At 35.4% G+C, this 13,449-nt stretch carries 4 protein-coding genes; all 4 read right to left on the bottom strand.

All coding sequences use genetic code 11. The features are described 5' to 3' along the window. Positions 1-97 precede the first annotated feature (97 nt). The gene (locus tag ACVC43_RS10515) at positions 98-1,105 is read right to left on the bottom strand and encodes a PorP/SprF family type IX secretion system membrane protein (protein ID WP_452224475.1); all 1,008 of its coding nucleotides are present in this window, start codon (positions 1,103-1,105) and stop codon (positions 98-100) included. 25 nt (positions 1,106-1,130) lie between these two features. Next, complete coding sequence (locus ACVC43_RS10510) at positions 1,131-9,350, bottom strand: T9SS type B sorting domain-containing protein (RefSeq protein WP_452224474.1); 8,220 nt, start codon at positions 9,348-9,350, stop codon at positions 1,131-1,133. A 64-nt stretch (positions 9,351-9,414) separates the two neighbouring features. Further along, entirely contained in the window at positions 9,415-11,943 is a 2,529-nt protein-coding gene (locus ACVC43_RS10505) for a PorP/SprF family type IX secretion system membrane protein (protein ID WP_452224473.1), read from the bottom strand. Position 11,944: 1 nt separating this feature from the next. After that, the gene (locus ACVC43_RS10500) at positions 11,945-13,408 is read right to left on the bottom strand and encodes a T9SS type B sorting domain-containing protein (protein WP_452224472.1); all 1,464 of its coding nucleotides are present in this window, start codon (positions 13,406-13,408) and stop codon (positions 11,945-11,947) included. Positions 13,409-13,449: the final 41 nt, after the last annotated feature.

Raw genomic sequence — 13,449 nt, 5'->3', positions numbered from 1 at the left:
CACTGAGTTTTACAGCGTAATGATACAATAAAAAATTGCGTATAATCAAGAACCTTATTTTTTTTGTCAACAGGAAATAAACATAATATTTGGTTATTTAATTATTACGGTTATTACCGTTATTTTTGTACTTTCTATAGCTTGTCCCTCTTGTACAGGCACAATTACTAATGCCTTGTAAAAAATCTAAACCTATAGTGACTGCGTGTGTTCCGGAGTTAAATCCAGACAAATCGTTTATTGTAATCTGGTAAGAATAAGCTAAGTAAAAACCACGTTTCATAATACCAGCCATTGGCCCAATATTTAACGGTTTTAAAATTTGGTCGTTTAAAAAACGATACGATGCACCTATCCAATAATAATCGCCAGCACGATTAAATTTTCTATATTTAAAATTAATGTCCGTACTGGAGCGTCCATCGCTATTGTAGCGTTGATAAAAAACTGAAGGTTCAAACTCTGTATTTCTACTGTTTTTACTGCTAATGACGTAACCTGCATAACCTTGAAAATTCAATAATTTACTTGGTTCTATACCTGTAAAAGCATCAATTTTCTTGTCTAAAATGTTGTTAGCATTTAAACTTAAATAAAAGCGGTTAAAACGATATAATATACCAACGTCAAAATTATTGTTCGAAATTCCTCTATCGTCTGTAATACTGGGATCTACAATGGGCATTTCTTCTGTGCCTTCGAAGTCTTCAATATTAATTCTAAAACTATTAATGTTGTATGATAGACCAAAAGATAAATATTGTTTCCATTTATAATCTAAAATAATATGGTGTGCGAAAGAGAATTTAATTCCTTTTTGTCGTGTGTTACCATTTTTATCGTTGTACATAGATACACCAACGCCAGACTGATTTGCTATTCTAAAATCTGCATACAATGCTTGATTGTCTGGTGCGTTTTTAATGCCTACCCATTGCGTTAATCCGTTGGCTCTAATTCTTAAATTATCACCTATACCTGCGTAGGTAGGAGAGATAATAAAATCATTATCTGCTAAGTATTGTGTCCATACGGGCAAATTTAATTCTTGTCCGTAGTTAAAAGAACAGACAATAAGAACGACATATAATGTTAATTTTTTCATTTGAATAATTTTTTATAATTCTTAATTATCTGTAAAGTGTAAAGTGTCCAACGTATTCCTTGTCTAATAGAGAGCTATTTGTTTGCACAACATACCAATAGTCTCCTGTTGGTAGCTCTGCGCCATTATATCTTCCATCCCAATATTCACCTACTCTTAAGGTGGCAACCATTCTCCCGTAGCGATCGAAAATATCGAATGTTAAATCTGGGAAATCCTCTACACAACCAGGAGCCCAAGTATCTACTACACCATCGTTATTAGGCGTAAAATAATTAGGAATACATGGTCCAAAAATTTCTATATTTATAACGGCTTCTGCCTGGCAGCCTAAACTATCGGTAACAATAACAGTGTATGTACCTGTTTCTGTTACTTCAAATACATTTGTACTACCGTAATTTTCATTATTAAGTGTGTAAGTATAATCGCCATTACCTCCAGCTGTATTAGCTATAATTTCGCCAGGTTCCTCACCTAACTCTAAGTTTAATGCTAAAGGTTGATAATCTTGAATAGTAAAGAATTCTGAATATTGAATACATCCATTTATATGTTCTACTTCAATATAATGTTCTGCACCGTTTGCAGGATCCACATTTGTAAAGACGTTACTTTCCTGAGGCGTACCGCCATCTAAAGAGAACGTTAACGCGCTAAGATCTGTAATGCTTTCGTCTACAATAACTGTCACGGTGTTTAACAGCGTATTGTCATCACATATATATTCAATATTCAAGGTTGGGTTTATAGATACGCCATCTGGGAACGAGATATTCCATTCAGACTCACAACCTTCTGCATCACGAATATAGACTGTGTGATCGCCACCAGTTAAATTAGTAAAATCAAAGCCTGTTTGTAATGGGCCACCATCTGTATATGTTCCATTATAGTCGTCCATGCTCCAACTGTATGGCAAGCTTCCACCAGAAACATTTATGCTAAAAGCACCATCAGCTTCACCGTCACAGGTTTCTTCAACTGTAGAATCTGCTACAATTTCAAGAATTACAGGAACAGGATCTGTTATTGTAAAAGTATCTGTGTAATAACACCCTAAAACATCTTGAACAATAAAGCTATAATTGCCTGGAGCGAGATTCTCGAATAGATTAGCATCGAAAAACTGATTTAACTGTGGTGAAATAGCATATTTAATTATACCTGTTCCACCACTTGCAGTTATTAGTAAACTACCATTATTGCTCCCGCTGCATGTAACGTCGTTAACTTCAAATTCTACATGTAAAGGTGCGCTTGGTTCTGTTATGGTTACGTTAGCCGACTCTGTAAGACAGTTGTCGCTAGTTACGTTAACTTGATATGTGCCTGCAGCTAACCCTGTAAATATAGCTGGACTATCTTGAGTAGTAGCAACGGTATTACCATTGGCATCCTCTAAAGAATAATTATAATTACCCAAACCTCCTTGAGCAGTAGCCATAATGGTTGCATTATTATCTCCTGCACAATTAATAGTAGGATTAGCAGATTGTAAATTGATGGTTAATTGTGGTAATTGATCTATTGTTATTTCATTAGAAACAGTGGCAATACAATTATTAGCATCTCTAACATAATACTGGTATGTTCCTGATGTTACAGAAATTGTTGTCGACGTATTAAATGTTCCTAATATGTTAGCAAAATTACTGCTGTCACTATACGTGTATGAGCCTGTTCCTCCTGTTGCAGATAACGTTAGTTCGTACAATACAGGACAAGATTGAGAACTCGTGTTTATTAAATTAGCTTGTATTGGTGTAGGTTCATTAATTATAATATCTACTGAAGTTAATTCACAATTGTAACCATCGTTTATTGTTACAGAATAGGTTCCTGCACCTAAATTATTAAATACGTTTGCAGTTTGCGGACCAGATGAACTTGGCGTTGGTAAAATAGTATTTAATGTATATGTGTAATTTGAGCCTTGGCCTCCAAGTACATTATCGATTGTAATAGAAGCATATTGATCTCCAAAACATAATACCGAGTTTGTACTTGGAGTAAAAGTTGCAGTAATTGGATTTGGTAACGACAATACGACATCAACTGAAACAATACAACCTTCGGCATCTCTAACATTAACGGTATAATTTCCAGCCACTAAATTGGTAAATGAGTTGTTCGAAGAATAAGGAACGGTTGAAGTTCCTGTTAATTCGTATTCTAAACTTCCCCAACCACCAGAACCAATAGCGGTAATTGTTCCTAAGCCATCGTTACATGTTACATTGGAGGTTTCATTCGCTGTAAGCGTTAAAGCTTCTGTGGGAGAATTAATAATTACTGTGGCATTCGCTGAACAGAAAGGACTTTCTGTTTCTGTAATCACTACATTGTAATTGCCAGCCTGCATACCGTTTACGGTAAGTGGATTTGTACTTGTGTTTGCATTAACCACTCCTGTTACGGTCGTTCCAGGACTATCAAAAACCTCGTAAGTGTAAGCACCAGAATAATTATTGATGTTAATTTCGAAGCTTCCAGAATTATCTCCAAAGCAAGTTACTGGTACTGCATTAGTAATAGTAATTGTTGGAGCTATAGCAGCTGGTAAAGAAACGATAACGTCTTCAGTACATGAAGTCACTGTATCCAAAATAGTAACTACATAAATGCCAGATGGGACTCCAGAAAAAACAGATCCAGTTAAGGTTATTGAGGCTGGATTTGGATTGATACTGTAGCTATACATTCCTGAGCCATTTGAGCCACTAACTGTAATCTCACCATCATTGTCATTACATGTTGGTAAGGCTGTAACATTAGGTGTTATATTTAATGGTGCAGGAATATCTACGGTTATGCTGTTACCGCAACCATTAGCATCTTGTATTTCTATGGTATGCGTTCCTGAAAATAAATTGGAGATTATAAATGGTGTTGTTTGAGACTGAAAAGCACCACCATTAATACTAAAACTATAGGGTGCGATACCAGCAGAATCTAAAGCGACATTTATTTCATAATTACCTTCGGAAGTTGTACATACATCTCCAACTGCTGCAGAAATTACAGGAGCATCGTCAAGTGGCACCACAACTACTGGACTTGAAATTATACAGCCATAGGCATCTAAAACATGAACATAATAGTTACCGGAATTAACATTAAATGTGCTTGCATTAGCCCAAGCCGTATCTGAGGCTAATGGAGCAGTAGCTGTTGTAGTTATTTGGTACAAATAAGGAGCGGTTCCATTCTGTGCCACAGCACTTATTGCTCCGGAATTAGGATTACAATTTGCATTTTGATCAACTGACACAGCTAATTCTAATAATATAGCAGATTCAGTAATATTAAAAGGAGCTGTAGTCACACCACATCCAGCGTTTGGACCAGACGTTTCTGTAATAGCAACAAAATAATTCCCAAATGGTAAAGGTCCCAAATTCGATACCGTTAGTGAGCCATTAGCATTTACTGTACCTGTTCCTGTAATAGAAGTAGAAGAAAGAGACAAGGAATCGAAAATTTCATAAGAAACTGTAGTTCCTACATTATAGATGCTATTAATTGTAAAAGATACATTGCCATCGTCACTACCAGTACAAGTAATATTATTAGCGCTTAACGCATTTACTGTAAGTGTTGAATTAGTAGGAATAGGAGTAGTTGCAGGCTCGTAATAGCTACATAAAGTAGAGGCGTCATAAACAATAAAAGTATAAGTAACACCAGAAGTTAAACCTGTAAATGTAGCAGATTGGCTTCCTGGACTATCTTCGGCTAACCACGTTCCTGTAGGATATGCTGTTCCTGGGCCTTGGTAAATACTAAAAAAGAATGGACCCATACTACTTAATGTAGAGCCTACACTAACCACAGCTTCACCACCTGCAGCACAATCTACAGTAGTCGTTATATTTATATCTAAGTCTGTTGGAGGTGATGCAACTAATACATTTTGAGCTAAGATAGAACAGCCATTAGCATCAACTACATTAATTTCATACAAGCCAAAATCCACAACATCAAAACTAACAGAGGTTGAACCACTTGTATTTAATTCAGAATTAGAATACCCATTAGTTCCGGTAACAAAATAATTATAAGGTGCAGTTCCACCAGTAACAGAGGTTACAATTACAGAGCCCTGTGAAACACCAGTAGAAGTACAAGTAATATCTACTGTGTCATAATTCATTACCATTGGATCTGGTTGATTTATTATTACTGTATCAGTTGTAAAACAAGAGTTGGCATCTGTAATAGTAATGGTGTAAGTACCAGCTTCTAATCCAGAGGTTTGAGTACCGTAATCTGTTCCAGTTGTATCATTATTAACATTTATAGTAAAAGGAGCAGTACCAACAGTGGTGTCTATTGTAATAGCTATTGCGCCATTAGAATCTCCATGACATAAAATGTTTTGTGTCTCTACGATTGCACTTAAAGTAGGAGGTGTTATTGGATTAATTGTTATTATGTTTGACTCTGCAGTACAATTATTAGCATCTGTAATCTGAAATTGATACGTGCCTGCATTGGAAGTTGAGTAATTAAATGTAGTTCCAGTTGCTCCCAACGATGTATAAGTGCCTCCGTTTATAGATACTGAATTAGTAAATGGAGCGACACCTGTAAGTGTTCCAGAAATTACAGCGTCTGGAGTTGATGTACAATCTAAATCCTCGGTTAAAACCACATTTACGGTTGGTGCTGTAATAGGGTTTATGGTTATGGATTCGTAATAAATACAATCGTTTTCATCACTTACTTGAAACGTATAGGTATCTGGTGTTAAACCTGAAAAAATATTAGATGTTTGATATGGTGTTGCACTTGAAGCTGGCGCTATTATTTGATATTCTAAAACTCCAGTTCCACCTGTAGTTCCAGTTATAGTTACAGTAGATGTGTTTAAAGGGCATGTTATTGGTGTACTATCAAAATCTAAATCTGTAGGTGGGTTTAACGGTTCAATAGTAATATCGTTAGTTGCTATCGTACAATTGCTTGCATCTTGGACAATTATTGTATAGGTTCCTGCTGTTAAACCTGAAAAGATATTACTGGTTTGAAAGGTAATACCATCAATACTATATTGGTATGGTACAGTACCTCCTGATACTCCAGTAACTGTAATAGTTCCATTTGTATTACAAGTATATGGAGAAGTTAATGTTGCAGTACCAATAATAGGATTACTTTCTAGTATACTAACTGTTTGCGGATCGGTAATACATACTGAAGAACCCATTGAGTATTGAAGCACAACATCGTAATCACCAGCCGATAGTCCAGTAAATACAGGCGAATTAAAAAAGGAGTTGCCACCATCCACACTATATTCAATACTGTTACCATTTGCTGCAGTTACGTTTATGTTTATTGATCCTGTAGCTGCTCCAGCACAGGCAATATCTGTAGATACAATATTAAAAATAGGTTCTAAAGTGGCGTCTACTGTAACGGTTGTACTTGCGCTACAGTTATTAGAATCTACTACCATAATATTATAATCTCCTGCGGCTGTAACTACAATTTCTGGTACAGTTTGAAACGTGGTTGTGCTGTTAACAAAGTAAAAATAAGGAGGTGTTCCTCCTATAGGATAAACCGTAATTTCACCATCTGTACAGGTTAAAGGTATAGTTACTGCTGCTGTAACTGTTAATAATGGTGGTTCTATAATTGTTATGTCTTCAGAATAAGTACAACCATTTTCGGTTTCTACAGTAGCAGTGTATGTTCCTGGGTTTAGATTTTCGAAAATATAAGTATTTTCTAAAATTGGTCCAACACTATTAACCAAGTTTCCATTTTCGTATATGTCATATGAGTATTGTGGATCTACATCATTGGCAGCCAGTTGAATACTGCCTTTGTCTCCATGACAAAGAGGCTGTGTAATAACAGATGATACAGTAAAATCTCGATCCCTAATTTGAACATCTGGCACTGTAAAGACACAAGGATTGGTTGGTACACCAATTTGTCTGATATAAACAGTATAAATTCCTGGTGTAGTAATTGTAAACACATTGCTATTTTGATAGGTAATATCGTCAAGACTATATTCGTAACCTGAAGGCACATCGTTAACAGTAATGCTTCCTGGTGTTGTACAAATAATATCTGTAGCAACTACGGTAGGGTTTAATACATTTTTATAGACATTAAAATAGAATTGTACAAAACAGCCTCCAGAGTAATTGATGGTTAACCTAAATTGTCCTGCAGCATTTGCTAAAAAATTAGGACCTGTACCTACTTGGTTCCAAACACAAGCACTATCCTCATTAGCACAATCTTGATTTGAGACCGCTGTACAACTTGATTCATCTAATTGCTCCCAAATAATGGATGTTGCACCAGAAATATTTGTTTCTATATCTCTAGAATCATTAGCACCGCATAAAAAGATATTTGGTAACAGTTTACCATCGTTAGGACAGGTAACAACTTCATCTGCATAAGGAATAACAGGGTTTTCAATAGTACCACCAAAAAGTTCTACTACAAATTCTTGCTCAATAGATTGACAAGGAGCAATTGCAGTATTAAAAACGTAATAAGTACCTGTTTGCGTTACAGTTATATTTTGGTTAGTTCCAATTACAGGAGTACCACTCGCATTCGTAGACCATGAATAGGAGTCGTAGCCATTGGCAGCAGTTAACTCAACGCTGTTACCACATAGAATAATATTTTCACTGAATTCGCAATCAAGATCTGCAAGGAAATTAGTTGCCTGTGGTGTTAGCAAACATCCAGTATTACTGCTTAAACTTGGATCGTCCGTAATTTGAAAAGTTGGATTATAAAATCCGTTGTAAGTTGCAAAAGCTTGATTATTTATAATATTAGAACAAGCATCAGCGAGTTGATTACAGTTGTCAACCACTTGAGCTTCTATACGAATCTCGTACACTGGATCATTTTCTTCAACTAAATAGTCTTCAATAGCAAAAATAATTTCTCTCGTTGTAGGGTCATAACTAACTACGGTAACGCCAGGAGGTAAAACTAAATCGGTTGGGTAATTAAAAATGATATTTACTGGTAAAATATCTCTAATTTGAAAGTTAGTTGCATGGTCATTTCCTGTATTTTGAAAACCAATAACATAATTTAAAGAAGAACCTAAATCTACTACTTGGCCACCAATATCGTTACCGGAATCATCTTCTACAATTTTTGTTAAAACAATATCTGGTTCAATAATATCTACAGCAAATGCGAAAAAATATTGAAAGTAGGTGTCACCATCGGTCTCTAAAGTAACTGTGGCCGATGTTGCATCATTTGCAATAACCGAATTGCCTGGATTTGGTATTGCCATAACGCCTGTATCGAAACCCAAAGTATTGGTGCTATTAGGCACTCTATTATTAACAGGGAATGCACTTAACTGTGTGACAGAACTATTAAAAAAATTATTTACTGGGCGATCAACGGCAGACAAGTTAATACCGTTAAGTAACATTTGGTCTCCCAGTATTGGACTATCTCCTTCTAAAGTAGCAAAAGCAAAATTAGCTCTTACTGGAGCAGGAGCAGGTACAGTTCTAAAGCCATCGATAGGAATATCTAACGATTGATTATTTGCTAAACTAATGGCAGTAAAGCCATCAAAACTTGTAATAGATTTACCAGGTAGTGTAGGATCTTCGTAGACAACAAAAAGTGACCATCCAGCAGATTGGCCTGTACCATTATAAGGATTAAATGTTGCAGTTTCACCCAACCCTGAAGACACATTTGCAACAGTATAAGTGCCTAAGTCTACACCAGATCCAAAGCCTGTAACGATAGCTGTAACATCTGCAAAACAAGCGTATGAAAAGCTATTACCACCATCCACAGAGTTACCATTTGCATCGTAGATAATTGTACCTTGAATATCGTTATACCCACCTACAGGGCCTTTAAACTTTACACTGTCTATTGGTTCATTTCCAGGATTTACAGCTCCCCAATACAGCCCTGCATATATTATTCTATAACAGTTTGGATTTGGTATTTCTAAATCTGAACTTGAAGAGCTAAATGTAGAGGTATCTCCATCAATGTCGATATATTGCATATCTACATTATGGTTGTATGTGGAATTATTATTAAAAGCATTATTATTTGGCCCAAGAATATTATTTCCAATAAGGACAATATCTCCTTTTAAATCTTGATCGAATCGTGGTGTAAAAGGTTCGTAGTTTTGGGCGTAGGATAGCAGGCAGAAAAATAGCAATGAAATAACGAGGGTTATTCTAACATAAGTAGGGCTTTTCATGATATTAAATTTTATTACTTTCCTGTCTACAACTTGGGCGACGCTGACAACAGAATTGGGATTGTTAATTTTCTATTTTTACTATAGTCATATTAGTGTTATATAATTTGTTTCCTTTAGCGTTTAAGGATTGGTTAGCAGCTTGAATATTATCGAATTTATTATAGTATATGTAATATTTACTTGAGTTGAGGTCATAGAAGAAGTTTACATCTGCCTGACCAGATTGAATGACCTTAGTTAAAAAGGCATCACGTTTTGCAATATCACTGTGTATTGCAATTACTAAGTAAAATCCACTTTCTTCACGAGATACATTTTTTAAAATTTGAATATTTTCACTCGGTTTTTCTCCAAAGTCAAAATCATTTAATGTAAGTGAAGTGGTGTTTGTAATACTATTATCTTTTAAGTTTTGTAAGGTGCGTCTATCTTGTGTGTAGCGCTCATCATCATTATCAAACGCAGCACGTTTAATTCTTCTTCTACGTTCAAATTCTGTAGATATTTTAATGTTTTTTAATCTTTCATCTAACTTATTTTTAGATTTTGTAGCCTCTTGTTGTTCTAACTCTAATCTTTTTATTGTTTTTCTGTAGTAAAGATCAACGTTATCTAATAGTATAATTCTTTCCTCCGAAGTGTCTTCGTATAACTTTTTTAAAGTGTTTATTTCTTCGTTTCTTACCGTAATAATATTTTCTAAGTCAGTTTTTATTGCATTCAACTTTTTATTTTCTTCAGAGATACTTTTAAAAGGTTTTTGTTCAACAGCAATACCTTGTTCACTTAAATCATTTTCTTCTTTTAAATCCTTAAGATCTTGATTTTTAGTTTCAACCAATGATTCCAAACGCTTTAATAGCTGGCTTTGAGACGCTTTCGATGCCTCGGTTTGCTGTGTCAATGCGAGCATAGATCTTTCAATTGCACTGGAAGGTTCTATGATGATTTCCTCTTCGGTTTGGGCATCAGTTTCAACTTTATCTTGTTCTGCTAAAAGTTTCGCTTGTGCATCAGCTTCAGCTTTTGCTTGTTGTTCTGCTAACCGTTTTACTTGTGCATCGGCTTCAGTTTTTGCTTGTTGTTCTGCTAATAGTTTTGCTTGTGCATCAGCTTCAGCTTTTGCCTGTTGTTCTGCTAATAGTTTTGCTTGTGCAACGGCTTCAGCTTTTGCTTGTTGTTCTGCTAATAGTTTCGCTTGTGCATCAGCTTCAGCTTTCGCTTGTTGTTCTGCTAATAATTTTGCTTGTGCATCGGCTTCAGTTTTTGCTTGTTGTTCTGCTAATAATTTTGCTTGTGCATTGGCTTCTGCTTCTGCTTGTTGTTTTGCTAATAGTTTTGCTTGAGCATCGGTTTCTGCTTTTGCTCGTTGTTCTGCTAATAATTTTGCTTGTGCATCAGCTTCAGCTTTTGCCTGTTGTTCTGCTAACGGTTTTACTTGCTCATCGGCTTCTGCTTTAGCTTGTTGTTCTGCTAAGAGTTTTGCTTGCGCATCAGCTTCAGCTTTTGCCTGTTGTTCTGCTAACAGTTTTGCTTTTGCATTGGCTTCTGCTTTGGCTTTTCTTGCTACAACTACGTTTTGATTTGTTTTAGAGCGTGTAGTTTTAGCCTTTTTACGTTTTTTATTATCGGTTGAAAATAAACCGCTTACATCATCACCACTGCTGTATTCATATCTTTGGGTATTTTTAAATCTATAGGCAAGTGAAATTTCATGTGAGGAACCAAATGCGGTTAAATCACCTATTGCTTTCTCGAAATTATATTCAATAGCTATTTGAGGTGAAATATTAATACCTAAACCACCAGAAACACCATAAATGTTGTTGTAACCAACTTGTGCCCAAATTCCTTTAGGTACGGTTAACATAGCAATTCCAGAAAGTGTAGTGTTATCTTTTCTAAATTCAGATTGTATTAAGCCAGTAAACTTACTTTCATCAAAAAATCCTCTTGTATTAATATACCCTGTATACATAATATGTCCTTGAAAACTTTTTTCTGGATCTTCCTCAAGCATCATCGATGATTCTAAATTGTATGCTATGATGTTTTTAAGTGTTATACCAAAATCGAAAAACCCTGTTCCATAGTTAATGGCTGGATTTGCATTAATCAAGAAGTTTTCCGGAATATTTTCTACTGATGGATCATTGAAGTTGGTAATTACTTTTCCTGTATTTAATCCGCTTTTGTATGCGCCAATATTAAGACCAAACGTAAGGTTACTATCTCTTTCTAATCTTACATTATATGCGAAATTTAAAATACCACCAAAGGTCGTTAAAACACCATAATTTTGTTGAAATACTCCAATACCAGCACCAATATTTTCGCCAATTCTTCCAGAATAGCTAGCCAAATAGGTTAGTGGAGCATCATTAAATTGAACCCACTCTCTTTTATTAGATACACTAATGTATTTGTTTTGTTCTCTTACAAAACTAAAGGTTGGGTTTATAGTAAATCGATTAAAGGTTAAAGAGTTTCTTAACGGCAAATTAAACGCAACAACACCATTATCTTCTTGAGAATAGAACAGCTGTATAGAACAGAAGCATAATACTATTAACAGAAGTTGTGTTTTCATATTATTTAATAATGGTTATTGAGCCTTTTTTAGTAGTATTATCTGATGTGGTAATCACATAATAAAAGACTTGATTAATGCTTGTGGTTTTTACATTTTCTGTTGGCCAATTGTTAAGATAGTTATCTGTGCTTAATACAACTTCGCCACGATTAGACATGATTACAACTTGCGTATTTGTACCTGTTACATACTTTGTAGGTATCACCCAAGTATCGTTTATATTATCTCCATTTGGACTGATAAGATTAGGGATGTCTTCTACGTCTGGAAAAAGATCTAAGGCTTCATTAATTTCGAAGAAGAAACTTTTTGAACCTGTACAGCCTGAGGTTTCAGAAACAACAACTTCGTAGTTACCAAAAGCTGTGGCTTCAAAATTATCTTCAGTAGCATTAGAAATTAAATTGCCATTTAAATACCATTCGAATTGCGGATTATTTGCTGTTGTAGTTACCATTACTAACAGAGATTCACCTTCTTCAATAGTGTTTATTTCTTCTACATTTAAAGAGCCTTCAAACAATTCACTTACCAAAACAATAGCTCCAGAAGCGGAACAGTTTCCTAAGTTTACTTGTACAGCATAAGTGCCAGACTCTGTTGTTTCGTACATTTGGTTTGTGGCTTCTGGAATGCTTACACCATCTTTGTACCATTGGTAGCTGTTTCCTCCAATTGTGCTAAGTGTTGTTGCACCTTGATCTGGACAAAATGGGTTGCCTAAACTTGAAGAAATCCCGGCATTTGCCTCTCCAGATATAACCTCTGTAATGGTTACTCTATTTGAAAAGGAGTTAGAGGTACAGGTACCGTAATTTGTTTCTACAAAATATGTTCCTTCTTGACTTACAGTAAGAGAGGCGCCATCTGCGACAAAGACTGAAGTTGTTGGCCCTGTTTCTTTATACCATTTATAATTAAGTGAAGGATAATTTAATGGTGAGTCGTTATTTCCTGAGCCAGGATTGTCTATAGTTAGGAGGTAACTTCCGCCAGAGCAATAAGCTCCTGTCTCTACTAAATTATTTATTGAAAATGGTGCATCTTGAATTTTGTAGTAAGCAGCAAATGAAGCCGACCCAGAACTAGTGGCTACAGGTGCGCTACTTTTAATTCGAATTCTATAATTCTCACCATTAGCGGTGGTTGGTAGTGAAAAATCTACAGTAGCTGGAGAGGTGGTAATAGCTCCAGGATTAGATGTGAATATTGTAATAGCATTAGAAAAATCTCCATCAGGACTGGATAGCTCGATCGAAAATTGATTAGTTGCGCTTAATCCATTTTCTGGCGAAAAAACAAATGTAGTAGAGTAGGTATTAAAATTAGCATTGGCACATGCCTGACTAAATCCTAAACTTGGTGTTCCTATAACTATTTGTGCATGGCTTTTTAATTGTATAATACAAACAAAAAGACATATTAATACATACAGGTTGTATTTTTTTGGGAAGGTATACATTGGTGTGATTTGTAATTCTGTCTATAGGCTATTATGGTGTT

It is taken from the genome of Lacinutrix chionoecetis, assembly GCF_053604665.1.
Note: the sequence above shows the minus strand (reverse complement) of the source record. Positions and strands in the feature narration are given on the sequence as shown.

Bases quoted from the DNA above. Each gene is read 5' to 3' on its own strand.
- ACVC43_RS10515 (WP_452224475.1), bottom strand. From the start codon at position 1,105: ATGAAAAAATTAACATTATATGTCGTTCTTATTGTCTGTTCTTTTAAC.
- ACVC43_RS10510 (WP_452224474.1), bottom strand. From the start codon at position 9,350: ATGAAAAGCCCTACTTATGTTAGAATAACCCTCGTTATTTCATTGCTA.
- ACVC43_RS10505 (WP_452224473.1), bottom strand. From the start codon at position 11,943: ATGAAAACACAACTTCTGTTAATAGTATTATGCTTCTGTTCTATACAG.
- ACVC43_RS10500 (WP_452224472.1), bottom strand. From the start codon at position 13,408: ATGTATACCTTCCCAAAAAAATACAACCTGTATGTATTAATATGTCTT.